Below are 25,399 nucleotides of genomic sequence, written 5' to 3'. Positions count from 1 at the left end.
GGGGTGTTACGAGATGACGGCCCGCGCGGGAGCTCCGGCCACCGGGGCGATCTCGACCCCGGTGACACGCTTCGGGCCGGTGACGGCGACACGCAACTCCTCGCCGTCCCTGGTGGCGACGGCGATCGTCACGCCGTCCCCGTCGTGGATTTCGGCTCTGCCGTCGCCACCCCCGAAGGCGACGAGGGCGATCTCGGCGGGCACGTCCACGGTCTCCCGCTGCTCCTGGACGGGGATGAGCGCGCCGTGCCGGACGAAGAGCGGGATCTGGTCGAGCGGCTTGCTGACCGGGACGTAACGGGCGCCCTCCAGCACCTCGTTCGTCCAGTAGTCCACCCACAGGCCGCGCGGCAGGTACACCTGCCGGCTGCCCTCCGGCGCGGTCATGGGGGCGACGAGCAGGTCCCGGCCGAGCAGGTACTGCAGGTCGGCCTGCCAGGACACCGGGTCGTCCGGGTAGTCCACGCACAACGCCCGCATCAGCGGCGCGCCGGTGCGCGCGGCCTCGACGGCCGCCGAGTAGAGGTAGGGCATCAGCCGGTAGCGCAGCCTGAGCGCGGCCACCGCCTCCGCCTCGACCTCGGGGAACTCCCACGGCTCGCGGGTGGTGGTGCCGTGCAGGCGCAGCAGCGGCGACAGGGCGCCGAACTGGGTCCAGCGCACGTACAGGTCGCCGGTGGGGCGGCCGGTGAAGCCGCCGGCGTCGTGGCTCCAGAACGGCACCCCGGACAGACCGTGCGCCAGCCCGCCCCTGATCGTGCTGCCCATGGCGGCGTAGCTGGTGTAGGTGTCGCCGCCCCACTGCGCGCTGTGGCGCTGCCCGCCCAGGTACGACGAGCGCGCCCAGACCAGGTCGTGCCCGTGCACCTCGCGGGTGACCCCGGCGACGATGTCGTTGAACAGCAGCGTGTACACGTTGTGCAGGTCGGCCCCGCTCATGCCGTTGAAGGCCACCGCGTCGCCGGGCACGCCTTCGGCGAAGTCGGTCTTGAAGACGGCCACGCCCTGTTCGAGCAGCGGGCGCAGCAGGCCCTTGAACCACTCGACGGCCGCCGGGTTGGTGAAGTCGACGATGCCGCAGGCCGGGAACGAGCCGTGCCAGCAGTCGGCGACGTACACCTGGCCCGACTGGTTCGTCAGGAAGTAGCCGGCCTCGGCGGCCTCGCGGAAGGCCGGGCTGAGGTGGGAGATGTAGGGGTTCATCCACAGGCAGACCTTGAAGCCCATGGCGTCCAGTTCGGCCAGCATGCCGTCAGGGTCGGGGAAGTTCTGCGGGTCCCACTTCAGCTCCGACCAGCGCCCGTCGGCCTGCCAGTAGGTGTCGAGGTGCAGCACGTCGCAGGGGATGCCGCGCTCCCTGATCGTGCGGGCCCTGGCCAGCACCCGCTCCTGGCTGTCCACGCAGAAGCCCGAGGAGATCCACGTCCCGAACGCCCACTTGGGCGGCAGCGCCGGGCGGCAGGTCAGCAGGTCGTAACGGTCCAGAACGTCGGACGGCGCGGGCCCGGCGATCACGTAGTAGTCGAGCACGTCGTCGGGCACCACGATCTGCACCACGCTGTGCGTGGACTGGCACACGTCGAACTCGGTGGGCGCGCCGCTGTCCACGAGCACGCCGTACCCCTTGCTGGACAGGTAGAGCGGCACGTTCTTGTACGCCCGCTGCGACTCGGCCCCGAAGGCGTCGAAGTTCCACATCAGCGGACGCTGGCCGCGCTTGTCCAGGCGGGTGAACGACTCGCCGAACCCGGAGAACGCCTCGTCGGGCGCGGCGGTGAAGCTCTCGTGATAGGCCACGGGCGTACCGGCGGCGCTGGAGCGCCCGAACGGCAGCGTGCGCAGCCGGCCGCTGATGTCGATGTGGCCCCGGTCCTGTTCGACGAGGGTCTCGCCGGTCGCTCCGGTGAAGCGCAGGTGCCAGGGGTTGAGGCCGATCTCGGCCCGCAGCGAGCCCGCGTCGATCACGATCGGTCCGCCCGGTGTCACCTCGGCCCGCGCCCCCGCGTACGTGCCGGGCGACACCAGCGCGATGGCCCCCTCCGAGCGCGGCCGGGCGGCGGCGTCCTCCGCCAGCCGGACCCTGATGACCCCTTCGCCCGCGACGCCGACCTGGACGACCAGCGTCTCCTCCGCCGACGTGACCGCCTTCAGCATCACCTCGGCCCCGTCGGCCGCGACGAGTTCGGCGGAGACGAGCGCCGACAGGCCGCCCTCGCCCCGCTCACGGACCGGCAACTCGGGCGGGTCTGCCACGAAGTACTCGTGCGCGACCAGCGGCGGGCGATAGGGCATGGAAGCTCCTTCTGAACGGCTGGGCCAACTCGTGAGTTAGTTTGCTGTCCATACCAACAAACGTCAACGGTGAGGGCGGGTCGCCAGATTTACCCAGGTCACGACTTGACATCATTGTCCGGTTAGACAAATCACAAGAACGTTCGTAAAACCCTGCAATCAACCCAGGTACCGAGACCGTTCCGTGACACTCTCCGGACGTCCGCCGACCGGCGACATCAGCTCGGCGGCGTGCTCGTTTCCCCCGCCCAGCAGGGATTACGGCACGACTCCCGCCCCGGCCCCGCGATGCCGGACAGGCTCACGACGGGCAACCGACCAGCCCTACCCATTCGAATCGGTCCCTCAAACATCGCCTGCAGAACCAGTCCGAAAGGGGCACTCTCCACTGTCGGCTAGGTTCGGAACCCATGTTGGCGCGAACGCACCGCCGACCCGGACGGACACGACTCCCCGGGTTTCCCCCTCACCGAGCCGAGTGGCGGCGGCACGACCAAGTGCCCTGAGAGCCGCCCGGCCCCGCGACGCAGCACCGCAGCCCAACACCGCAGCACCGCAGTACCGCAACACTGTCAGCACGAACGGGAGCAAAGTGTGACGACCGACCGCTGGACGCGTCGGCATTTCTTCAGGAACACGGGACTGACCGCGACGGCGCTCGTAGGGGGTCCCGCCCTGCTCGCCGCCTGCAGCCGCGTGGACAACGGCGGCGGCGCCACCGACGCCGCGACCGGCGCCGACCCGCTCGCCCGCTTCAAGGAGGCGGGCACGATCAAGGTCGGCATCGCCAACGAGCAGCCGTACGGCTACCGCGACAAGGACGGGAACCTGACCGGCGAGGCCCCCGAACTGGCCCGCGTGATCTTCAAAGCGCTCGGCGTGAACCAGATCGAGGCGCAGATCGTCGACACCTTCGGCTCCTTGATCCCCGGCCTGCAGTCGGGCCAGTACGACTTCATCGCCGCCGGCATGTTCATCACCCCCGAACGTTGCTCGCAGATCGCCTTCACCAACCCCGACTACGCCGCCGCCACCGCCTTCCTGGTGGCCAAGGGCAACCCCAAGCAGATCACCGGCTTCGAGGCCATCGCCACGGGCGACGCCAAGGTCGGCGTGCTCGAAGGCGCCGTCGAGAAGGGCTACGCGGAGAGCGGCGGCGTGCCGGGCGACCGCATCCAGGTCTTCCCCAACCAGGACGCCGCCTTCAAGGGCATCCTCGCCGGACGCGTGGACGCCATCGCGCTGACCGCCGTCTCCCTGCGCTGGACGCTCCAGCAGCAGTACGCGGACAAGCCCCTGGAGGTCACCGAGTCGTTCGTGCCGGTCGTGGACGGCAAGGAGCAGGTCGGCGCCGGCGGCTTCGGCTTCCGCAAGAGCGACACCGGGCTCCTGGAGGCGTTCAACGCCGAGCTGAAGAAGCTCCAGGAGGCGAACGGCGTGCTGCCGGTCATCGAGCGGTTCGGGTTCACGGCGACCGAGGTCGACCAGGCCGCCAAACTGACCGCCCAGCAGCTCTGCGCCGGCGCCTGACCGGACATGGTCACCGTCAATCCGTGCAGCGCGGAGCTGCCCGGCACCCTCGGCGAGACGATGCCCTTCCTGTGCGAAGGAGCGGTCGTCACGCTGCAGAGCGCCGCCGGCGGCTCCGTGCTCGCCCTCGTCCTGGCCCTGGTCGTGGGGTTGACGGCGACCTCGCGGTTCCGTGGCGCGCGGGCCGTCGCCCGCGTCTACATGGAGTTCTTCCGGGGCACCTCGGTGCTGGTCCAGCTCTTCTGGCTGTTCTACGCCATGCCCATCCTCACGGGCTTCCAGCTCGACACCCTCTTCGCCGGCATCCTCGCGCTCGGCCTCAACCTCGGCGCCTACGGCTCGGAGGTGGTGCGCGGGGCGGTGCAGGCCGTCCCGGCCGGTCAGCGTGAGGCCGCCATCGCCCTGAACCTGTCGCCGTACCAGCGGATGCGCCGCGTCATCCTGCCGCAGGCGTTCGTCGAGATGGTCCCGCCGATGAACAACCTGCTCATCGAGCTGCTCAAGTCGACCTCGCTGCTGTCGGTCATCACCGTGACCGACCTGGCCTACCAGGGCCGGCTGCTGGTCAACTCCGGCAGCGACCAGCTCGTGGTGTTCGCGCTGCTGCTGGTGATCTACTTCCTGCTGTCGTACCTGATCACCTTGCTGATGAGGTACGTCGAAGGACGGGCGGCCCGCCTGGTCGGCCGTGGCAAGCCCAGGAGGACGCCGTGGCGGCGCCGCTCCGCGACGGCGGGAGCCGGCCGATGACGTGGGACTGGGACTGGGCCATGGAGATCCTGCCCGGACTGCTCACCCAGGGGCTGCTCGTCACCGTCCAGGCGACGATCGGCGGCGCGCTGCTCGCGTTCGTCCTGGGGCTGTTCCTGGCGCTGCTGCGCCGCTCGCCCCGGCCGTACATCAGCCGCCCGGTGGGCGCGGTCGCCGAGTTCATCCGCAGCACGCCGCTGCTGGTGCAGTTGTTCGTGCTCTACTACGTGATGCCGGACTTCGGGGTGAAGATGACCGCCCTGACGACGGGGATCATCGGGCTCGGCGTGCACTACGCCACCTACACCGCCGAGGTGTACCGGGCGGGCATCGACTGCGTGCCCAAGGGCCAGTGGGAGGCGGCGGTGGCGCTCAACCTGCCCCGCCGGTGGAGCTGGTTCAGCATCATCCTGCCGCAGGCCGTCCGCCGGTCGCTGCCCGCGCTGGGCAACTACCTCGTGGCGATCTTCAAGGAGTCGCCGCAACTGTCCGTGATCACCGTCGTCGACGTCGTCGGGCTCGCCCGCGAACTCGGCTCCGAGCGTTTCCGCTACCTGGAGCCGATGACCATCGCAGGGCTGTTCTTCCTGCTCATCGCGATCCCGGCGTCGATCCTCGTCCGTCGTATGGAGCGCCGCCTTGACACCTGAGAGCCAGCCCGGCACGCCCGCCGAACCCGATCCGCAGTGGATGGTGCGCTTCGACAAGGTCGTCAAGACGTTCGGGGACGCGACGGTCCTGCGCGAGCTGGACTTCCAGGTCCGGCCCGGCGAGCGCGTCACGCTGATCGGCCCGAGCGGGTCGGGCAAGACGACCATCCTGCGCCTGCTGATGACCCTCGAACGGGTCACCTCCGGGACCATCCACATCGACGGGGAGTGCCTCTCCCACATGCGGCGCGGCACCCGGCGGGTACCCGCCGACGAGCGGCACCTGCGCCGGGTCCGCAAGCGCATCGGCATGGTGTTCCAGCAGTTCAACCTGTTCCCGAACATGAACGTGCTGCGCAACATCACCGAGGCCCCGGTCAGGGCGCTCGGCGTGCCGCGCGACCAGGCCGAGGACAAGGCCCGCGAGTTGCTGGAGATGGTCGGCCTGGCCGACAAGGCGCTCGCGCACCCGTCGCAGCTCTCCGGCGGGCAGCAGCAGCGCGTCGCCATCGCGCGGGCGCTGGCCATGGAGCCCGAGGTGCTGCTGCTGGACGAGGTCACCTCCGCGCTCGACCCCGAACTGGTCTCCGGCGTGCAGTGCCTGCTGCGCGACATCGCCCAGCAGGGCAACCTCACGCTGCTGTGCGTCACCCACGAGATGAACTTCGCCAGGGACATCTCCGACCGGGTGCTCATGTTCGACCACGGGCGGATCTTGGAGGAGGGCCCGCCCGACCAGATCTTCAGCGAGCCCGAGCAGCAGCGCACCCGAGAGTTCCTGCAGGCGGTGCTCGACGTCTGAGCGGCGTGGCATACCCGCGTCATACCCCTCCTGCCTAGGGTCGCCTGGTCAACAGCTCGCAAGCGCCGCGGAGACCCTGAATGCGCACGAAGGTGACGTCGCGACCCTTGGTGGCCGGTGTGGCCGCCTCCCTGGCTCCCCTGCTCGCGGCCACGCTGACCGGCTGCGCCGGCGCTCCCCCGGCGGACGCCCCCATCGCGGCGCCCGTCAGCGCGTCCGCCGGCCCCGTCATCCCCGACCGGCTGCGTCCCATCACCGGGGCTCAGGTCTGCGCGGCCGTCCCCGAGACGCTCCGGGCGTCCCTGCTCCGCGCCGAGACGTTCGGCGACGACATCGACTGGAGCAACAACGTCGCGACCGCCACCTGGGCCTGGGGAAAGTGCGACTGGTACCGCGGCGCCGCCCGCTCGCTGGAGGTGACCGTCCAGGCGTACGGCACCATCACCCGGACCGCGACCGACCACACCAGGCAGGTGTTCGACCAGAGCAGGGCGAGCTCCGCGAAACAGGCCGTGGAGCCGGGCGACGACGGCTGGACCTACACCCCTCCGCTGGCGGCGAAGCACGGTGACGCCGCATTCAGCCTGACGGGCACCGAGACCGGCGAGCGCCGCTCCCGCTACGCCCACCTGGTCGTCCGGCAGGGACCCTGGCTGATCTCGATCAGATACCGAGGCGAGGAGCGCGACGGCGCACTGCCCGCCGAGGCCGAACTGCGCCGCGGCGCGGACCGGGTCGCCGAGGTCTTCACCGCGGAGATGACCAAGGCGCCCGGCACCGTCGCCCCCGAGGACGGCGGCCCGTGCGGGGCCGTCTCCACCGCCGACGTCGACGCGGCCTTCTTCCCTTCCGTCACGGAGGTGCGGGGCAGCCGCGACGCCGAGGACACCACCTGCACCTGGAAGATCCGCGACGGAGCCGGCCAGACGGACGACGCCGCGCAGACGAGCGACTCCTGCGGCCGGGGAGTCATCCAGATGGGGAACGTGGCCCCCCGCTGCGGCGAACTGCGCATCCACATCAGTGACCCCGCGCGACCTGAGCGGGCGTTCGACGACCAGGCCGCGAGGTTCGCCGAGGACGCGCCCGTCAAGCACCTCACCGGCCTCGGAGACCGGGCGTTCACGGTCGCCGACCAGGTCCACGTTCTGGCCGGCGACGACGTCATCCAGCTCACCTACGACGGCACGAACACCGGCGGCGGCGTCCGCGACGCCCCCGGCTACCAGGAGCCGGGCCTGGACGCGGCCGCCCTCCGGAAGTCCCTCGTCCGGATCGCCAAGGGCTTCGTGTCCGCCCGCGACTGAGGAGCCCGCTAGATGGACACCCCGGGCTGCATGAGCCGCCGCGCCGCCTCGGTGATCGACCCCGACATCGACGGGTAGACCGCGAACGTGTGCGCGAGCTGATCGACCGTCAACCGCTGCTGCACCGCCACCGACACGGCCAGGATCAGCTCGGACGCCCGGGGCGACACGACCACGCCGCCCAGCACGATCCCGGTGTGCGGGCGGCAGAACAGCTTGACGAAGCCGTCGTTGAAGCCCTGCATCTTGGCCCGCGCGTTGGTGGCCAGCGGCAGCTTGACCACGTTCGCCTCGATCTCGCCGGCCTCGATGGCCCGCTGGGCGACGCCGACCGCCGCGATCTCGGGGTCGGTGAAGATGTTGGAGGCGACGGTGGCCAGCCGCAGCGGCTGCACCGCCTCGCCCAGCGCATGCCACACCGCGATCCGGCCCTGCATGGCGGCGACGGAGGCGAGCATCAGCACGCCCGTGCAGTCGCCGGCCGCGTACACGCCGGGGGCCGCCGTGCGCGACACCTTGTCGACCTTGACGAACCCGCTCCGGTCGAGCTGCACCCCGGCCTCCTCCAGCCCGATGCCGGAGGTGTTGGGGATCATGCCGACGGTCATCAGCGCGTGCGAGCCCTCGGCCGTGCGCCCGTCCTCCAGCGTGACCACCACGCCGTCGGAGGTGCGCTTGACCGAGGCGGCCCGCGAGCGCCCCATGACGTTCATGCCGCGCCGCCGGTAGACCTCCTCCAGCACCTCGGCGCCGTCGGCGTCCTCGTTGGGCATCATCCGGTCGCGGCTGGAGACGAGCGTGACCTCGGCCCCGAGCGAGCGGTAGGCGCCGGCGAACTCCGCCCCGGTGACCCCGGAGCCGACCACGATCAGGTGCTCGGGCAGCTCTTCGAGGTCGTAGAGCTGCCGCCAGGTGAGGATGCGCTCGCCGTCGGGCTCGGCCCCCGGCAGCACGCGCGGCGTCGCCCCGGTCGCCACCAGCACCACATCGGCCCTGATCGTCCGGTCGCCGGCCTTGACCACCTGCGGATCCACCAGCCGCCCGCGCGCCTTGACGATCTCCACGCCCTCGGCCTCGACCCGCGTCGCGATGTCGGCCGACTGGGCCTGCGCCAGCTCCTTGACCCGCTTGTTGACCAGCGGCAGATCGACCCCGACCACCCCGGCGTCGCCGTCGGTGCCGCCGGAGAACGACACACCCAGGGACGGCGCGTCGAGCAGCGCCTGCTTACGAACGGAGGTCGCGATCAGCGTCTTGGACGGCACGCAGTCGGTCAGCACGCACGCGCCGCCGGGGCCGTCCTGCTCGACCATCGTGACTTGCGCGCCTAGCTGGGCGGCCACCAACGCCGCCTCGTAGCCGCCTGGTCCGCCACCGATGATCACGATCCTCGTCACGTGTACCATTCTCCCGCATGCCCCGAGTTGCCGACGAACGGGGCAGGGCCTCAGGCGCTAGTGTTGTCTGCTGTGCCTGTCTACGCCGCCTACGGCAGCAACATGGACCCTGAGCAGATGGCCATGCGTGCCCCGCACTCCCCCATCCGGGGTGTGGGATGGCTGCCGGGCTGGCGTCTGACGTTCGGGGGGATGGACCTCGCCTGGGAGGGCGCGGTCGCCACGATCGTCGAACACCCCGGCGAGCACGTGTTCGTGGTGCTCTACGACGTGCCCGACTGGGAGGAGACCTCGCTCGACCAGTGGGAGGGCGCGGTGCGCGGGGCCTACCACAAGGTGCGGATGCGGGTGCAGACCCTCGACGGCGAGGTCGTGGCCTGGTTCTACGCGCTCGACGGCTACGAGGGCGGCCTGCCCTCGGCCCGCTACCTGGGCAGCCTGGCCGAGGCGGCCGAGCGGGCGGGCGCGCCCGACGACTACGTCAAGGAGTTGCGGCAGCGTCCCTGCACGTCGTTCGGCGGCTGAGCGCCCGCCCGTCGGCTCAGCGCAGCGGCTGGTCCTTGGTCTCCCGCAGCACGAAGACGTAGACCAGCGTCGAGATCAGCGCCAGCGCCGACATGTACCACGGGAAGAGCCCGGGGTTGCCGGCCTCCTGCAACGCGGTGCCGATCAGTGGCGCGGTGCCGCCGAAGAGCGCCACGGTCAGCGAGTACGGGAACCCGGCCCCCGCCGCCCGCACCCGGGTCGGGAACAGCTCCGAGTTCACCGCGGCCGAGATCGAGGTGAACCCGCTGAGGAACACCATGCCGACGAGCTGCACCACCAGCAGGCTCGCGTACGCGTCGGTGAGCAGCCCGAGCAGCGGCACCGGCAGGACGAGGAACCCGAGCCCGAACCCGATCAGCAGCGGCCTGCGCCCCACCCGGTCCGACAGCAGGCCCATCAGCGGCTGCAGGATCATGAAGAACACCAGCGAGATGGTGCCGATCTGGAGCGACTGCGCCTTGTCGAAGCCGACGGTGATCTGCGCGTACGTGGGCAGGAAGCTGGTCCACGTGTAGTACGCGACGGTGCCGGCGATGGTGATGCCCACGATCGTGGCCGCCGACCTCGGGTGGTGCCGCAGGAACTCGAACAGCTTGGGCCGCTGCGCCTCGCCCCGCCGGATCTCCTGCGCCACGGCCGAGGTCTCGTCGGCGCCCTTGCGGATCCACAGACCGACCAGGCTGAGCACCGCGCCGACGATGAACGGGATGCGCCAGCCGTAGGAGGACATGTCGGCCTTGGCCAGGCTGGTGGCCAGCACCGCCGCCAGGCCCGACGCGAGGAGCTGGCCGATGGTGGTGCTGACGTACTGGAAGCTCGAGTACAGGCCGCGCCGGCCGGGCGGGGCCGACTCCACGAGGAACGTGGTCGCGGCGGCGAACTCGCCGCCCACCGACAGGCCCTGGATGAGCCGGGCCAGGGTGAGGATGACCGGCGCCAGCACCCCGACGGCCGCGTACGTCGGGGTCAGGCCGACGAGCAGCGAGCCCGCGCCCATGAGCACGATGGTGAACGTCATGGCGGCCTTGCGGCCGTAGCGGTCGGCGAAGGCGCCGACGAGCAGGCCGCCGAGCGGGCGCATGAAGAAGCCGACCGCGAAGACGGCGAACGCGCTCAGCAGGGGGACGAGGCTGTTGGCCGAGCTCTCGGGGAAGACCTGCTCGGAGAAGTAGACGGCGAGAAACGTGTACGCATACCAGTCGTACCACTCGACCACGTTGCCGGCGCTGGCCGCCATGAGCTGGCGGACGCGGCTCTTGGGGGTGCCGAGTGGGGAGTGCGCCACAGGGGAGGTCGCCACGTGGGCTCCTTTGCTGACAAGTGCGGTAATGGCTTACTGTGCATTCGGGCGACCGAAACAGTCAAATATTCGCCACAATATTTACATTCCCGACATGGAAACGGGTGCAGGTGGACGTTCTCGACCAACGGCTCGTGGCCGCGCTGCAGGTCAGCCCCCGCGCCTCGTGGGGCGAGATCGGCCGGGCCGTGGGCGAGCACGAGCGCACGGTCGCCCGGCGGTTGCAGCGGCTGATCGCCGAAGGCGTCGTCCGGGTCACGGCCATCTACGACGACCTGCGCACCGGGCACGGACGGCCCGTGCACCTGCACGTCCACGTACGGCCGGGGACGGCGGCACAGGTGGCCAAGGCGCTGGCCGACCGGCGCGACACCCGCTCGGTCTACTCGCTGACCGGGGCCGCCGACATCGGCTGCGAGCTGGTCTCCCCCTCCAGGGAGGACCTGCACCGCATCCTGTCCGCGCAGATCTCCGACATCGACGGCGTGTCCCAGACGCAGACCCAGGTCGTGCTGCACACCTTCAGGACGGTGGCCGAGTGGCACGCCCCGTACCTGACCGATCGGGAGGTGGCCGAGCTGCGGCCCGTCCCGCCGCCCGGCCCCCTGCCCGACGAGGAGGGGCTGTCGCCGCTGGAGCAGGAGATCGCCGCCCTGCTCACCACCGACGGCCGCATCGCCTTCACCGCCGTCGCCGAGCGGCTGGACGTCTCCGTGCCGACCGCGCGCCGGCGGGTCGCCTCGCTCATCGAGCGGCGGCTGCTGCTGCCCAGGGCCGAGGTCGAGCCCGCGCTGCTCGGCCTGGAGGTCGAGGCCATGCTGTGGCTGAAGGTGCGTCCGCACGGGCTCGATCTGGTCGGCCAGGCGCTGGCCGCGCACCCGGACGTGCGTTACTGCGCCGCCACCACGGGCACGCACTCACTCATCGTGCAGGTCGTCGTGGCCCACGAAGCGGCCCTCTACCGTTTCATGACCGGCGTCGTCGGCCGGCACGACGAGATCACCGACGTCGATCTCACGCTCATCACCCGCGCCTACAAGCGCGGCCACCTCCACAAGTCCGGACTGCTCACGATGGAGAGAACACCATGACCCCTGCGGAGAAGGAAGTCGCCGACCTGTGCGTGGAGCTGATCCGCGTCGACAGCAGCAACTACGGCGACGGCAGCGGCCCCGGCGAGCGCGCCGCGGCCGAGGTCGTCATGTCCAGGCTGGCCGAGGTCGGCATCGAGGCGACGTACGTCGAGAGCGAGCCCGGCCGCGGCAACGTGATCACCCGCGTCGAGGGCTCCGACCCGTCGCTGCCCGCCCTGCTCGTCCACGGCCACCTCGACGTCGTGCCGGCCAGCGCCGCCGACTGGACGGTGGACCCGTTCGGCGGCGAGGTGCGCGACGGCTACATCTGGGGCCGCGGCGCGGTGGACATGAAGGACATGGACGCGATGATGCTGGCCGTGCTGCGCCAGCTCAAGCGCGAGGGCCGCAAGCCGCGCCGTGACCTCGTCTTCGCCTGGGTGGCCGATGAGGAGGCCGGCGGCGTGTACGGCGCCAAGTACCTCACGGCCCACCACCCCGAGCTGTTCGAGGGCGTGACCGAGGCGATCAGCGAGGTCGGCGGCTACTCGCTGGAGGTCGACCCGTCGCTGCGGCTCTACCTGATCGAGACGGCCCAGAAGGGGCTGGCCTGGATGAAGCTGGTCGCCGACGGCACCGCCGGGCACGGCTCGATGCTGAACGACGACAACGCCGTCACCGAGGTCGCCAGGGCCGTGGCCAGGATCGGCGACCACGACTGGCCGCTGACCTACACCCCGACCGTGCGCCGCTTCCTCACCGAGGTCGCCGATGCCTTCGGCATCCCCTTCGACGAGGACGACCCGCAGCCGATCCTCGACAGGATCGGCCCGCTGGTGCGGTTCGTGGGCGCGACCCTGCGCAACACCACCAACCCGACCCAGCTCGGCGCGGGCTACAAGTCGAACGTCATCCCCGGCCAGGCCACGGCCGTGGTGGACGGGCGGTTCCTGCCGGGCTTCGAAGAGGACTTCTTCAAGACCGTGGACGGGCTGCTCGGGCCGAAGGTGCGGCGCGAGTTCGTGCACCACGACATCGCTCTGGAGACCTCGTTCGACGGGGCGCTGGTCGAGTCGATGATCGCGGCGCTGAAGGCCGAGGACCCGGCGGCGCGGGCGATCCCGTACTGCATGTCGGGCGGCACCGACAACAAGACGTTCTTCGCGGACCTGGGCGTGCGCGGGTTCGGGTTCGTGCCGCTGCGGCTGCCCGCCGACATGGACTTCGCCTCGATGTTCCACGGCGTGGACGAGCGGGTGCCGGTGGACGCGCTCCAGTTCGGGGTGCGGGTCCTGGACAGGCTGCTCCTAAACTACTGAAGGTGACCAAAGACGCATACACCCTGGCCGGTACGGCCGCCACCGCACTGCGCGGCGCCGCCGGCCTCGACACCTTCGACGTGGCACTGGTGATGGGGTCGGGGTGGGTGCCCGCCGCCGACGCGATCGGCGAGACGGTGGCCGAGATCGCGTTCACCGAACTGCCCGGCTTCCGCGCACCCGCCGTCGCGGGCCACGGCGGCAAGATCCGCGTCGTGCGCACCCCGTCCGGGCGGCACGCGCTGATCTTCCTCGGGCGCACGCACCTGTACGAGGGGCTCGGGGTGGACGCGGTCGTGCACGGCGTCCGCACGGCGGCGGCGGCCGGTGTGCGCACCCTCGTGCTCACCAACGCCGCCGGCGGCCTGCGGCCCGAGACGCAGGACGTCGGCGACCCGGTCCTGATCAGCGACCACATCAACCTGACCGGGGCCAACCCGATCACCGGCACCACGTTCATCGACCTCACCGAGGTCTACTCGCGCCGCCTGCGCGCGCTGGTGCGCGAGATCGAGCCGGGCCTCGCCGAGGGCGTCTACGTGGCCTTCCGCGGCCCCACGTACGAGACGCCGGCCGAGATCCGCATGCTGCGCACGCTGGGCGGCGACATGGTCGGCATGTCCACCGTCCTGGAGTCCATCGCGGCCCGGGAGGCCGGCCTGGAGGTGCTCGGCCTGTCCCTGGTCACCAACCCGGGCGCGGGCCTGTCCGGCGAGCCGCTCAACCACGAGGAGGTCCTGGAGGTGGGCCGCGCCACGGCCGCCCGCATGGGCGTGCTGCTGGCCAAGGTGGTGGACCGGCTTTGAGCGGCGTCCTGGAGGAGGCCCGCCGCTGGCTGGCCCAGGACCCCGACCCCGACACCCGCGCCGAGCTGTCCGCCCTGATCGAGCGCGCTGACCTGCCCGCCCTCGACGACCGGTTCCGCGCCAAGCTGGAGTTCGGCACCGCGGGCCTGCGCGGCGAGCTGGGCGCGGGGCCGAACCGGATGAACCGGGTCACCGTCATGCGCGCCGCCGCCGGTCTGGCCGCGGTGCTCGGGCCGGGCAAGCACGTGGTCATCGGCCACGACGCCCGGCACAAGTCGGACGTGTTCGCCCGCGACACGGCGGCCGTGCTGACGGGCGCGGGTCTGCACGCCTCGCTGTTGCCGGGGCCGCTGCCCACGCCCGTGCTCGCCTTCGCCGTCCGCCACCTCGGAGCCGACGCCGGGGTGACGGTCACCGCCAGCCACAACCCGCCGCGCGACAACGGCTACAAGGTCTACTGGGGCGACGGCTCCCAGATCACGCCGCCGATCGACAGCCGGATCTCGGCGGCCATCGACGCCGTCGGCCGCGTGGACGAACTGCCCCTGAACGGCCCCGGCACGCTCACCGAACTGGGCGAGGGCATCGTCGCCGACTACGTCGCCGCCGTGACCTCGCTGCCCCTCGGGGACGCCCGCGACCTGCGCGTGGCCTACACCCCGCTGCACGGGGTCGGCGCGGCCACCCTCACCGACGCCTTCCTGACCGCCGGCTTCGAGAGCCCGATGGCGGTCGAGGAGCAGCGCGACCCCGACCCCGACTTCCCGACGGTCGCCTTCCCCAACCCGGAGGAACCGGGCGCGATGGACCTCGCCGTCGCCCTGGCCGCCACGCTGGAGGCCGACCTGGTGCTGGCCAACGACCCCGACGCCGACCGGTGCGCGGTGGGCGTGCCGCTGCCGGGGGGCGGCGTGCGCATGCTGACCGGCGACGAGGTCGGCGGCCTGCTGGCCGAGCACGTGATCACGCACACGACCGGCGATCGCATGGTCGCCACCACCATCGTCTCCTCCTCCCTCCTCGGCAAGATCGCCCAGGCGCACGGCGTCCGGTACGGCGAGACGCTCACCGGCTTCAAGTGGATCATCAAGGCCGGCCCCGGCCTGGTCTTCGGCTACGAGGAGGCCCTCGGCTACAGCCTCGGCTCGGACGCGGGCCTGCCCGTCAGGGACAAGGACGGCATCGGCGCGGCCCTGACGACGGCGGCCATCGCGGCGGCGGCCAAGCGCGACGGCCGCACCCTGCTGGACCTCCTCGACGACCAGGCCCGCCGCTACGGGCTGCACGCGACGGCGCAACTGTCGTTCCGCGTGGCCGACCTCTCCCTGATCGCCGCCGCCATGACCCGCCTGCGCGCCGACCGCACTCCCACGCTGGGGGGCCGCACCGTGGAACGCCTGGACGACCTGTCACGCGGCGACGGCGGCCTGCCGCCCACCGACGGCCTGCGCTACCGCCTGTCGGGTGACGCCCGCGTGATCGTCCGCCCGTCGGGGACGGAACCGAAGCTGAAGTGCTACCTGGAGGTCGTCGTCCCGGTCACGGGCACCCCCGCAGAGGCCCGAGCCCGCGCCGCCACCCACCTCACCACCCTGAAGTCCGACCTGACCACCCGCCTCAACCTGTGACGGACCCCTTCGGCACCTTCCTCGCCCAGGCCCGCCAGGACCCACGGGTGCTGGGGGTGGTGCTGAGCGGCTCCCGTGCCCGCGAGGGCGCCGCCACGGCACGCTCCGACCACGATGTCTACGTGATCGTCACCGACCGCTCGGCGATCGCGCCGCGCCGGGACGCCGTGCTGGACGTGGTGGTGATGACGCTGGAGGAGTTCCGCGGGCATGCGCTGCCAGGCTCCGGCACCGAGTGGAACCGGTACGCCTTCGCCTACGCCAAGGTGCTGAAGGACGCCTCGGCCGGGATCGGTGACCTGGTCGCGGCCAAGGGCCGGCTCGCGGCGGAGGAGTCCGAGGCGGTGGCGGTGGCGGCGCTGGGCGCGTTCCTCAACAGCGCATACCGGTGCCTGAAGAACGATCGCGACGCGAACTCGCTGGCAGCCCGGCTGGACGGGGCCGAGGCCGCCTCGCACTACCTGACGTATGTGTTCGCGTTGCATGGACGGGTGCGTCCGTACCACAAGTACGTGGAGTGGGAGCTGCGGCGGCATCCGCTGCGGCTGCCGATCTGGGGCCCCGAGGAACTCCTGCCACGGCTGGAGGCCGCGTTGTCCCCGCAGGCCGCACAGGCGGTGCGAGGGCTGCTGAACGACGTGGAGCCGCCCGCGCGGGCCGCCGGGCACGGAGAGGTGTTCGACGGGTGGGGCGCGGACCTGGCGTTCATGCGCGGCCGATAGCACCTGCCGTTGGTCTCATCCGTGAGACCAACGCCATCGCTGGGTCCGCCAAGTCCATACCGTGATACCAACCGCTTCGGTCAGTCTCAATTTTGAGACCATCGCAGGCGGCGGGAGCTCGCCGTTCTCAAGTGGCGTCTTGCCCTGAGCTCGGCCTGGTCAGCGCCAAGCTTCCGGCACCCGCTCGGGGTGACGGTCGGGCGCGGGGGCGGCCCCGCGCCCGGGTGGGTCAGGTCAGGCGGAACTGTAGTTCGGTGTCCCACTTGTGTAGGTCGGGCTCGACCCGTGGGTCCGTCATGAACAGTTCGAGGCGGCAACCCCACTGCTCGGCGCCGCCGTCCGCGGTCATGTCCCAGCTCAGGCCCTGCTCCTCGCCCCACTTCAGCAGCGCCTCGACGACGTCGAAGAGCCCGTCGGGGTGGCCGTGGTGAGTGACGCTCGCGTAGCGGCCGGCGGGCAGGGTGGCGGCGAAGAGGTCGCGCTCGCCCTCCAGCGGCGCGGCCACCGGCACCCCCGCCTGGACCACCAGCCGGTCGCCCGCCAGGTCGATGCTCTCGTAGCGCAGGAACGGCGGGCCCGCCGGGGACTCGCCGCGTTCGGCGAGCCAGCCGATGATCTCCGAGATTCGGTCGGCGATCAGCCCGAAGGTGGTCATGGTGATGGTGCCGCGCACCCCGATGTAGGGGCGCCCGGGAAGTTCGACGATCTCTGGCATGTCGTGTTTCTCCTTTCACCCCTCAGTACGGAGCGCGGCCTCGAAACTCATCGGCAGCCCGAAGAGCGGAAACAACCCGGGATCCAGGTACGTGCTCTGCCCTGCGATCAGCCCGCCGGAGACCTCCAGCACGACCAGGGCGAACGGCTCCCCCGCCAGGTACTGGCCGAAGGCCGGGCAGCCGTTGGCCCGGACCGGGACCAGGCGGGAGCCGGCGCACGGCGCGCCGGAGGCCAGCAGCACCGCGCGGATGTCGGCCCGCCCCCGCAACCACCACGCGAACGGCGGCATGGACGACGTCGCGTCCTCGTGCAGCAGCGAGACGAGGGCGTCCACGTCGTAGCGTTCGAAGGCGGTCACGTACCGGGCGAGCAGTTCCGGGTCCACCTCGGCGTCGAGGGGCGCCACGGCGGGGAGCCTGGTCCTGGCGCGTTGCAGCGCGCTGTTGACGGAGGTGACGGTGGTGGCCAGCAGGGCGGCGGTCTCGGCGGCGCTCCACCTGAGCACGTCGCGCAGGATGAGCACGGCCCGCTGCCGCGGCGGCAGGTGGTGCAGTGCGGCCACGAACGCCAGCCGCACCGTCTCGCGCGTCACGGCGAGGTCGGCGGGGTCGAGGACGCGGGCGTCGGGGACGGGCTGCACCCAGCGGTTCTCGGGCAGCGGCTCGCCCAGCGCGGCGCCGGGGACGGCGGCCGGGCCCAGGTCCATGGCACGGGCGCGCCGCTGCGGGCCTCTGAGCAGGTCGAAGCAGGCGTTCGTGGCCAGGTGGAACAGCCAGGCGCGCAGCGGCCCGCGCTGGGGGTCGTAGGTCCGCCACGCCCGGACGAACGCCTCCTGGACCGCGTCCTCGGCCTCGAAGCCGGAGCCGAGCATGCGGTAGCAGTAGCCGGTCAGCTCGGCGCGGTGCCGCTCCAGCTCGTCCGCAAGCCCCGCGGGGCTCCCCTCGCTCCGCACCTCTGTCACCCGGTCGTCCGTCAGGCGACGACGATGGCGGCGACCACCAGGGCGAGCGCGAGCACCAGCATCCCGATGGAGTCGTAGGACCAGCTCACGCGGGCGGGTGTCGCCTCCTCCCCGCGGTTCCTGGCCGACTCGGCGCGGTCGCGGATCTGCTCGCCCACCCAGTCGGCGTGCGTCTTGCCGCTGAACGCCTCCAGCGCCGCCTGCTCGCCCTTCGCCAGGGTCGGCTCGGTCGGGAAGCGCCCGCGTCCGCGTCCGCGCTCCTGCTTGACGGTCCCGCGCCGCTGCGCCCTGGCCCGCTCGCGCGCGCTGCTCATCGGCGTCCACAGCCGCAGCACCTGCTCCTCGCCGTGGCGCACGTTGATGGCGTGGGAGACCGTGACGTCCTCGACCGAGGCCCACGGCAGGAACGTGGTGCGGAACGGGTTGCGCCCGACGAGCCCCTCCTCGGTGAAGACGGTGGCGGGCCGGAGCGCGACGACGTAGACGAGCGCCGTCAGCGCCCCGAGCACGGCCAGCGCGACGAGCGAGGGCTTGCCGTTGAAGCGGACGATCAGGTCCCAGACGTTGAACGCGACGAACGCCACCCACACCCACGCCATCACGAACGCGGTCTTGGAGCGGTAGACCTGCTTCACGGCTGCCACTTGATCTGCTGGAAGCCCGGCTTGATCACGCCGTTGATCAGCGCCAGCCGCTCGTCGAAGGGGATGAACGCCGACTTCATCGCGTTCACGGTGAACCACTGCAGGTCGTCCCAGCCGTAGTCGAACGCCGCCACCAGCTTGTGGAACTCCTCCGACACGCTCGTCGAGCTCATCAGCCGGTTGTCGGTGTTGACCGTGACCCGGAAGTGCAGCCGCCGCAGCAACCCGATCGGGTGCTCGGCGATCGAGCTGGCGGCCCCGGTCTGCAGGTTGGACGTGGGGCACATCTCCAGCGGGATGCGCTTGTCGCGGACGTAGGCGGCCAGCCGGCCCAGCTTGGCGCTCCCGTCGCCGGCCACGGAGATGTCGTCGATGATGCGGACGCCGTGCCCCAGCCGGTCGGCGCCGCACCACTGGATGGCCTGCCAGATCGACGGCAGCCCGAACGCCTCGCCGGCGTGGATGGTGAAGTGGGCGTTCTCCCGCTGGAGGTACTCGAACGCGTCGAGATGCCTGGTGGGCGGGTAGCCGGCCTCGGCTCCCGCGATGTCGAAGCCCACCACGCCGCCGTCGCGGTAGCGCACCGCCAGTTCGGCGATCTCCCGGGAGCGCGCCTGGTGCCGCATGGCCGTCAGCAGCGTGCCCACCCGGATGCCGCGCCCGCGCGAGCCCTGCTCGAAGCCCTCCAGCACCGCCTCCACCACCTGGTCGAGGCTCAGCCCCCTGGTGGTGTGCTGCTCGGGCGCGAACCGCACCTCGGCGTAGACGACCCCGTCGTCGGCCAGGTCTTCGGCGCACTCGGCGGCCACCCGGGCGAGCGACTCGCGGGTCTGCATGACGGCGACCGTGTGGTCGAAGGTCTCCAGGTAACGTTCGAGCGACCCCGAGTCTGACGCCTCCTCGAACCACTGGCGCAGGTTGCCGGGATCGTGGGTGGGCAGCCGGCCGTAGTCGGTCTCCCGGGCCAGCTCGACGATCGTCTCGGCGCGAAGCCCGCCGTCGAGGTGATCGTGCAGCAACACCTTGGGAGCCCGCCGGATCTCGTCAGGCGTGGGTCTCATCTGGCCATGATATGAGCACCGTTGGCCGATGTGACCACGGCTCAGTCGCGGCCCGCCGCCTCGGGCGAGAACGCGGGCAGGCACACCGCGACGTACTCGGCCCCCTCGGGCCCCACGCGGTAGCGGACCTTCTCCCCCGGCGACGTCACCACCGACTGCCCGGCCTCGACCCGGGTCGTGCCCTCCGCGTGCTCCACGATCACCGTGCCGCGCAGGACCACGGTGTACTCGGTGAACGCCGGCGTCTGCGGCGGCTCCTCCCACCCGGGCGGCGCGGTCATATGAGCGATGGAGAGCGCTTCGTCGCCACTGCTGACGCGCCCCACGTGCTCGTCGATGATCTTTCCGCCGGGTACGGGGATGCGAGCCGCTCCCTCGATCTTTCTCACCACGACGTCAGTGTGCCACGTCCAGGATCAGCCGGTCGGGTGAGCCCTGCTCACTGAGCTGGAAGGCGGCCTGCCGGTCGAGCACCAGGCCGATGCCGACGCGTCCCTCGAAGTCGCCGGTCCTGACGACGTCGGTGACGTTGCCCAGGCGCGCGGTGTAGACGGGGCCGCCGCCCCACGTGGGCGTGCCCTCCTCGTCGTGGGCGTGCGCGGAGAAGAGCGTGAGCTGCAGGTACGCGCGGCCGGGCACGTCGATGGGGCGTCCGGAGCCGTCCTGGACGAGTTCGTCCACCCACTTCACGTTGTAGCCGGGGATGCCGCCCTTGAGATCGACGACCAGCCGGTCGAAGGTGTCGTGCGCGGCGTACCGCACGCCCGTCACGATCGCCGGGTCCATCCCGGACCGGTCGACGTCCACCTCGGCGGTTCCGGTCGGGGTGCCGGGCGAAGCGGACCCGGCACGTGGATCGGGGCTGGTATCCGAGCTGGTTCCCGGGCTGGACTCGGTGCTGCCGGGGCTCTGCGCGGGCAGCGCCGTCTGCTGGACGGTGCCGCACGAGGCGGCGAACAGGGCGAGGAGACAGGCGATCGGTACGGCCACGCGGGCCGGAACGGGCCGTCCGCGGGGCGGGGATGACGAGCGCATGCCCGGTAGATGCCCAGCTCACGGCGTCCGCAAGCGGTACGGCGACGGATCGCTCGCGAACCCCGCCCGCCTCCGCCACGGCGAGGCCCGGGGGCCGTCAGGTGATGAGCCCCGGGTGCGCGGCGGCGAAGTCGGCGAGTCCCTCGGGCGTGAGCCTCAGGAACAACCCCCCGTCCACGTCCATCACGAGCGGCTTGTCCCTGCCGTAGACCACGACGGAGATGTCACATTCGAGGTAGGTGTTCTCGTGCTGCTTCTCCAGGAAGTTGCGTTCGAGGATGTCGGCGTTCCGGGAACCGGCCTCCTGCCTGGTCTTCGAGCCGCCGCCGACGCCGCCGTAGCCCAGCGTCGGGTCCTCGGACACCCCGCCCGACACGCCGCCCCTGGCGGCCCGGCCCCGTCCCAGCCCCTGGCCGTGCCCGGTGACGTTCATGGTCTGCGTGTAGACGCGCTGCTTGACCTCGGCGCTGGTGACCTCGCGCGCCCCCTGGACGTCGATCCCCACCTTGCCGATCCCCGGGATCTCGTACTGGTGCGCGAGCAACTGGTCCAGGTGCGCGCGCATGGTCCGTTCCTTGGTGGCCTCGGCCAGGGTCATGCCGTCGGGACGGGTGAGCCCGAAGCCGCCGGGACGGTCGTCCAGGGAGGGCGTGCCCTCGCGCAGCCGCGGCGGCACGGCGGCCAGCGGCGCCCACTCCTCCACCAGGGAGGCGGCGGGGAAGGCGACCTGGTTGACGTCACCCTTGGGAATGCCGTTCCCGAGCGTGGCGGCCACCGCGCCGGGCCCGCCCGGCTCCGCCCAGCGCGGGTCCGCCGCGACGACCGGCGTCCGCGCCACGACCGGCGTGCCCTGCGGGACCTCCGTGGTGAGGTGTCCGGGCACCACGACGCCGACCTCGCCGTGCGCGACCGCGCGGGTCGTCGTGGTGGTGCCGACGTGCCGGTCGAACAACCTCATGGGCCCGTCGAACCCGGTCAGCCCGCCCACCTTGAGCAGCGCGCCGCGCGCCCCGTCACGCACGGGCTCCAGGACGGGCCGCACCTTGGCGCGCTCGACCGTGATCTCGTACGTGACGGGATGCTTGAACTCCTGCGGGGTCTCGCGCGTCTGGTAGCGGTTGATCTCCTTCACGTTCGTCCCGTGCGCGTCCACGCGGTGGGAGTCGCGGGCGGTCGAGAACCCGGCCTCCGCCCCGCCGAGCCGGCCGTCGGCGGACGCGCTGTAGCGGGTGAGCGCCTCCACCCCGCGGTCGGTCCCCCGCTCCTGGAGGCTCAGTTCGCCGCTGAGCCGCTCGTTGCGCAGCATGAGACCGGTGTCGGGCCGCTCGCGGACGTGTACGCCGTCGCCGATGTCGGCCGTGACCCGGATGCCCACCCGTTCGGTGATCCGGCCGTTCTCGTCGGTGACGAACAGCCAGGAGGGCACTCCGTTCCCGCGCAACTCCCCCAGTTTGGTGGCGAGCGCGTCCTGGCTGTACTGGCCGCGCAGGTGCTCGGCCACCGGATGGTTGGTCCACTCCTGGTTCGGGAACAGCAGCCCCTCCTCGCGGAGCTTGCCGAAGATCTGCGGCAGGACGTCCCGGCCGTCGAAGTGGTGCACGAACGCGGTGCTCAGGGCCGCCTCCGGCGCGGTGTAGGCGCGGGTCGTGTCGCCCGCCGGCGCGGCGGTCTCGGCGGCCTGCGGGCCCTCCAGCCCGTGCCGGCCCGCCACCTCGTCGGGAAGGACGAGGTCCACGATCTCCGACACCCGGACGTACGTGGTCGGGCCGCGCTCGACCACCTTCCCGTCGGTCCGGCTCGGGGTGACCTCCACGACGAGGTCCCCGCGGTACCAGTGCGAGGTGCCGTGGTCGCCGTAGGTCACCCGGGAGACGTCGCTGCCGCCGTGGTAGACGCTCTCCAGGGACATCTGCTTCGAGGCGGCGTGCACCCCGGCCCGAGCCATGATCTTGTGCTCGGTCCTGGACTTGCCGCCCTCCCGCCGGGGACCGCCCGCCTCGTGCCCGCCCTGCTGATGAGCACCCTGCTGATGAGCACCGGCCTCGCCGTCGCCGCCGATCGTGGCGCGCACCCCGGCCCGCGCGTGCCCGCCCAGGCTCCGGGCACCGCGCTCGCCGTCCGCCATTCTCGAATTGCTGTTGGAGTATGCCTCGTACTCCACCCCGGTCTCCGACTTGGCGTACGTCAGCCCGGCGACGTCCGCCTTCAGGTGCACCTCGTACGACCAGCCCCCTTGGCTGGTCACGGTGTGGAACATGCCGTCGGGATGCGAGGTGATCATGGTCTCCAGCCTGATCACGTCGGTGGCGTTCTCGATCGGCATCGGCACGTCGAGCCGCCCGGCGGCCTGGGGCGTCTCCGCCCACTCGGAGAAGGCCCTGGACACCGTCTGCGACAACTCGGGCATGCCGCCCAGGCGGACGATGGCGTGCAGCCGGTCCGCGTGCGACCACACGTCACCGGGCCGCTCGGACGTCGTCTCGATGGCGCCCACCCGCACGAGGTCACCGGCGAGCAGCGGCTGCCGCGGCAGGTGCGGGTTCGGCACGACGATCTCCGCCCTGCTGCCCTCCACCTGCCACGACCTGCTCGTCGCCGCGTCGCCGCGGTGCGAGGTGCGCATCTCGACGTCGAAGGTGAGATCCCGGGTGAAGGTGAAGGCGTCGCCGCTGGTCTCCGTGCGGTCGTACCTCGTGTGGGCGCTGGTGAAGGCGTCGGTGTGCGCCTTCGAGCCGCTGCCGGTGACGGCGATGTTCGGCAGGTCGACCTTGAGCGCGCCGCCGGTGTCGAAGCGCGCGACGGCGGCCACCTCGGCGCGGCCTCCGGCGGACGTCTCGCGCTGGCTCGTGCCGCTCCAGGACGTGATCCGGCGCTCGTTCACGGTCATCTCGGTCCAGCCGACCTCGTGCCGGCGGCCCAGGGCGCCCTGGGCCAGGATCTCGACGGTGTAGCCGCCGATCGTCTTCTCGTACCTGATCCCGTGCAGGGCGTACGTCAGGTCGGCCTCCAGGGCGCCGCCGCCGAAGTGGTGGTCGATGTCCCTGATCACCTGCCGCCTGATGTCCGGCGGGAGGTCGGGCAGCGCCTCGTCGAGGGCCTGGCGCAGTTCCGCGCCGAGCCGGCCGTCCGCGTGCACGCGCACGCCGCTGCCCAGCCCCGTCCCGCGGCCGGCCGCGAGGGTCACCGGCTCCAGGACGTGCGGCTCGTAGCCCCGGTTCGCGCCGGGGTCGCGGCTCGGGAAGGCGCCGACCGGCTCGCTCGACGCGAACTCCGCCCGTACGAGGTCCATCTCCCGGTGCAGGCCGGCCAGCTCCGACTGGATGCGGTTGAACTCCCCGACCGGCCGCAGGTCGTGGCCGAAGACGTCCCGCTCCATGGGGGCCGCGTCGCGGGTCGGCACGGCCAGTTCGGCCGGCACGTCCACCGTGAAGACGCCCATCCGCTCCGTCTCGACGCGCAGCCGCAGGTGGGCGTCGTACGTGGTGACGTCGCCGCGCGTGTTCAGCACGGTGTGGTTGCCGTGCGCCCGGTTGGTCGTCGTGGCGTGGTCGGAGCCGAAGCCGAACCCGCCGATGGCCCGTCCGACGACCTCCGCCCGGTTGCCGAGGTGCACGCCGATCTTGCCGCCGACGTGCACGTTGACGTCTCCGCCCTGCCGGTACGACACGCCCTCGGCCGTGCGCCGGCCCATGTCGTCCCTGATCATGGTCTCGACCGGCGGCCGGGCGCTGCCGTCCACGGCCTCGATCCGCGTGACCTCCCCGGTGATCCGGAAGGTCTCCTCCGCCGAGCGCAGCGCGGAGCCCCGGTAGCGGACCGCCTCGGAGGAGGCCCCGCCCGACAGCAGCGCCTGGGTGCGGTTCTTCAGCCCCTGCTCGTTGAGCACGGTGGAGGTGAGGTGATCGACGATCTTGGCCACCTCGCGGGCCGGGACGCCCTGCGCCAGCGCCCGGCGCTGCACCTCCAGCACCAGCGGCGTGAGGTCCACCCCGGTGACCGAGGCCCCGTGGTCGCGGAACTTGTGCCCGGCCCCCGACGGCACCTCGTGGCGCGGCAGCGCCGGCGGGTGGTCGGCGGCCAGCAGCGGCCCCTCGCGGGTGAACTGCTTGGGGAAGGGCACGGTGACCGACAGCTCGGGCACCCCGCTGGTCCGGGTGACCCGCTCCCCGTCGCGGTAGACCTCGACGGAGACGTCCGCGGTGAAGTAGTCGTGCGCCGGGGAGACCGGCTTGTGGCCGCTCATGAGCTCGACGGCGTTCGTGGCCGTCGTCCGCGAGCTGTTGACGACGCCCGTGCGCGGCAGGGCGCTCGACTCCTCGGCCGCGTCCGGCGACTGGTTCAGCTCGCGGATCAGCCCCGCGGTCGCCTCCTTGGAGGTCGACTGCGAGGACTTGCCCTCCACGCCGTCCCCGCCGAAGGCGACCGGCTTCTCGGGCGCGAGGCTCGGCTGCTCCACGTGCCGGAAGTCCTCCGGCGTCAGCTTGAGGTAGAGCGCCTTGCCTCCGACGTCGAGCGTCACGCCCGCGCGGAGGTGGCCGGTCCAGGCCTCGCGGTCGGCGTCGGCGAGCACCTGGGCGAGCCAGTCGCGGATCGCGGACCGTTCCCGCCCGGTGACGCCCGTGAGGCCGTCGGCCAGCGCCTGGGCCGTCGCGTTGGGGTCGCGCGGCACCGTGACATCGTGCACGGCCGTCTCACCCAGGGCGCCGATCTCGGCGATGCGCGGCGGGTGAATCTCGGGCGGCGGCCCCGCATCGTCACCGGCCTGTCCGAGCGGCGGTCCCGCGTCGTCACCAGCCTGCCCAAGTGGCGGTCCCGCGTCGTCGCCGGCCTGCCCGGGTGGCTCGCCCTTCCACGCCGCC

Annotated in this window: 22 protein-coding genes; 12 read left to right on the top strand and 10 right to left on the bottom strand. The window is 71.8% G+C overall.

All coding sequences use genetic code 11. From position 1 onward, the window contains the following. Positions 1-6 precede the first annotated feature (6 nt). A complete protein-coding gene (locus tag FAF44_RS20855) occupies positions 7-2,292 on the bottom strand; it encodes a TIM-barrel domain-containing protein (protein ID WP_237104890.1) in 2,286 nt (761 codons plus the stop codon). Between the two features lie 594 nt (positions 2,293-2,886). On the opposite strand from FAF44_RS20855, the gene ehuB reads away from it, so the two are divergent. The 5 genes from ehuB (at position 2,887) to FAF44_RS20830 (ending at position 7,331) form a co-directional block, all read left to right on the top strand. Beyond that, a complete protein-coding gene (gene ehuB / locus FAF44_RS20850; RefSeq protein WP_237104889.1) occupies positions 2,887-3,822 on the top strand; it encodes an ectoine/hydroxyectoine ABC transporter substrate-binding protein EhuB in 936 nt (311 codons plus the stop codon). A 6-nt stretch (positions 3,823-3,828) separates the two neighbouring features. After that, positions 3,829-4,572, top strand: a complete 744-nt coding sequence (gene ehuC / locus FAF44_RS20845; protein ID WP_237104888.1) for an ectoine/hydroxyectoine ABC transporter permease subunit EhuC — start codon at positions 3,829-3,831, stop codon at positions 4,570-4,572. Next, entirely contained in the window at positions 4,569-5,222 is a 654-nt protein-coding gene (ehuD, locus tag FAF44_RS20840; RefSeq protein ID WP_237104887.1) for an ectoine/hydroxyectoine ABC transporter permease subunit EhuD, read from the top strand. The genes ehuC and ehuD overlap by 4 nt, the downstream gene beginning before the upstream one ends. Positions 5,223-5,262: 40 nt before the next feature. Beyond that, complete coding sequence (gene ehuA, locus FAF44_RS20835) at positions 5,263-6,024, top strand: ectoine/hydroxyectoine ABC transporter ATP-binding protein EhuA (protein WP_237104908.1); 762 nt, start codon at positions 5,263-5,265, stop codon at positions 6,022-6,024. An 80-nt stretch (positions 6,025-6,104) separates the two neighbouring features. Beyond that, positions 6,105-7,331, top strand: coding sequence for a hypothetical protein (locus FAF44_RS20830; protein WP_237104886.1), 1,227 nt, complete (start codon positions 6,105-6,107; stop codon positions 7,329-7,331). A gap of 8 nt (positions 7,332-7,339) precedes the next feature. Here the strand turns inward: FAF44_RS20830 and FAF44_RS20825 are convergent, their stop codons facing one another. Beyond that, on the bottom strand, positions 7,340-8,728 hold the full coding sequence (locus FAF44_RS20825) for an NAD(P)H-quinone dehydrogenase (RefSeq protein WP_237104885.1): 1,389 nt from the start codon (positions 8,726-8,728) through the stop codon (positions 7,340-7,342). Positions 8,729-8,800: 72 nt separating this feature from the next. On the opposite strand from FAF44_RS20825, the gene FAF44_RS20820 reads away from it, so the two are divergent. After that, on the top strand, positions 8,801-9,253 hold the full coding sequence (locus FAF44_RS20820) for a gamma-glutamylcyclotransferase (RefSeq protein WP_237104884.1): 453 nt from the start codon (positions 8,801-8,803) through the stop codon (positions 9,251-9,253). Between the two features lie 16 nt (positions 9,254-9,269). Here the strand turns inward: FAF44_RS20820 and FAF44_RS20815 are convergent, their stop codons facing one another. Further along, positions 9,270-10,574: an MFS transporter gene (locus tag FAF44_RS20815; RefSeq protein ID WP_237104883.1), complete on the bottom strand. Its 1,305-nt coding sequence runs from the start codon at positions 10,572-10,574 to the stop codon at positions 9,270-9,272. 110 nt (positions 10,575-10,684) lie between these two features. Here FAF44_RS20815 and FAF44_RS55855 point away from each other — a divergent pair, with 110 nt between their 5' ends. From FAF44_RS55855 to FAF44_RS20790, 5 genes are read left to right on the top strand one after another with little or no spacing between them, the layout of a single operon-like run. Next, entirely contained in the window at positions 10,685-11,665 is a 981-nt protein-coding gene (locus tag FAF44_RS55855) for an Lrp/AsnC family transcriptional regulator (RefSeq protein WP_237104882.1), read from the top strand. After that, positions 11,662-12,966 (top strand): M20/M25/M40 family metallo-hydrolase, encoded by a 1,305-nt coding sequence (locus tag FAF44_RS20805; RefSeq protein ID WP_237104881.1) that lies wholly within the window; start codon positions 11,662-11,664, stop codon positions 12,964-12,966. Before FAF44_RS55855 ends, FAF44_RS20805 begins: the two co-directional genes overlap by 4 nt. 2 nt (positions 12,967-12,968) lie before the next feature. After that, entirely contained in the window at positions 12,969-13,772 is an 804-nt protein-coding gene (locus FAF44_RS20800) for a purine-nucleoside phosphorylase (RefSeq protein ID WP_237104880.1), read from the top strand. After that, the gene (locus FAF44_RS20795) at positions 13,769-15,400 is read left to right on the top strand and encodes a phospho-sugar mutase (protein ID WP_237104879.1); all 1,632 of its coding nucleotides are present in this window, start codon (positions 13,769-13,771) and stop codon (positions 15,398-15,400) included. Before FAF44_RS20800 ends, FAF44_RS20795 begins: the two co-directional genes overlap by 4 nt. Further along, complete coding sequence (locus FAF44_RS20790; protein ID WP_237104878.1) at positions 15,397-16,122, top strand: aminoglycoside 6-adenylyltransferase; 726 nt, start codon at positions 15,397-15,399, stop codon at positions 16,120-16,122. Before FAF44_RS20795 ends, FAF44_RS20790 begins: the two co-directional genes overlap by 4 nt. Before the next feature lie 229 nt (positions 16,123-16,351). On the opposite strand, the gene FAF44_RS20785 is transcribed toward FAF44_RS20790, so the two are convergent. The 7 genes from FAF44_RS20785 to FAF44_RS20755 form a co-directional block, all read right to left on the bottom strand. Further along, positions 16,352-16,837 carry a GyrI-like domain-containing protein gene (locus tag FAF44_RS20785; RefSeq protein WP_237104877.1) on the bottom strand — a complete coding sequence of 162 codons (486 nt, stop codon included), beginning with the start codon at positions 16,835-16,837 and terminating at the stop codon, positions 16,352-16,354. Between the two features lie 15 nt (positions 16,838-16,852). After that, positions 16,853-17,800, bottom strand: coding sequence for an RNA polymerase subunit sigma-70 (locus FAF44_RS20780; protein ID WP_237104876.1), 948 nt, complete (start codon positions 17,798-17,800; stop codon positions 16,853-16,855). 11 nt (positions 17,801-17,811) lie between these two features. Beyond that, positions 17,812-18,444 carry a PH domain-containing protein gene (locus tag FAF44_RS20775; RefSeq protein ID WP_237104875.1) on the bottom strand — a complete coding sequence of 211 codons (633 nt, stop codon included), beginning with the start codon at positions 18,442-18,444 and terminating at the stop codon, positions 17,812-17,814. Beyond that, complete coding sequence (locus FAF44_RS20770; RefSeq protein WP_237104874.1) at positions 18,432-19,505, bottom strand: adenosine deaminase; 1,074 nt, start codon at positions 19,503-19,505, stop codon at positions 18,432-18,434. The genes FAF44_RS20775 and FAF44_RS20770 overlap by 13 nt, the downstream gene beginning before the upstream one ends. Positions 19,506-19,546: 41 nt before the next feature. Continuing rightward, entirely contained in the window at positions 19,547-19,897 is a 351-nt protein-coding gene (locus tag FAF44_RS20765) for a cupin domain-containing protein (protein WP_237104873.1), read from the bottom strand. Positions 19,898-19,901: 4 nt separating this feature from the next. After that, a complete protein-coding gene (locus FAF44_RS20760; RefSeq protein WP_237104872.1) occupies positions 19,902-20,540 on the bottom strand; it encodes a hypothetical protein in 639 nt (212 codons plus the stop codon). 97 nt (positions 20,541-20,637) lie between these two features. Beyond that, positions 20,638-25,224, bottom strand: a complete 4,587-nt coding sequence (locus FAF44_RS20755) for a hypothetical protein (protein ID WP_237104871.1) — start codon at positions 25,222-25,224, stop codon at positions 20,638-20,640. Between FAF44_RS20755 and FAF44_RS20750 the strand changes: the two genes are divergently transcribed. Continuing rightward, positions 25,219-25,399 (top strand): hypothetical protein (locus FAF44_RS20750; RefSeq protein WP_237104870.1); only part of this gene is annotated, 181 nt, incomplete at its 3' end. The two genes, FAF44_RS20755 and FAF44_RS20750, sit on opposite strands and share 6 nt — an antisense overlap.

The sequence above is a fragment of the Nonomuraea sp. MG754425 genome (genome assembly GCF_021699195.1).
In the GTDB taxonomy this organism is placed as follows: Bacteria; Actinomycetota; Actinomycetes; order Streptosporangiales; family Streptosporangiaceae; genus Nonomuraea.
The sequence above is the reverse complement of the archived record's forward strand: the minus strand, read 5'-3'. Positions and strand labels throughout refer to the sequence as shown.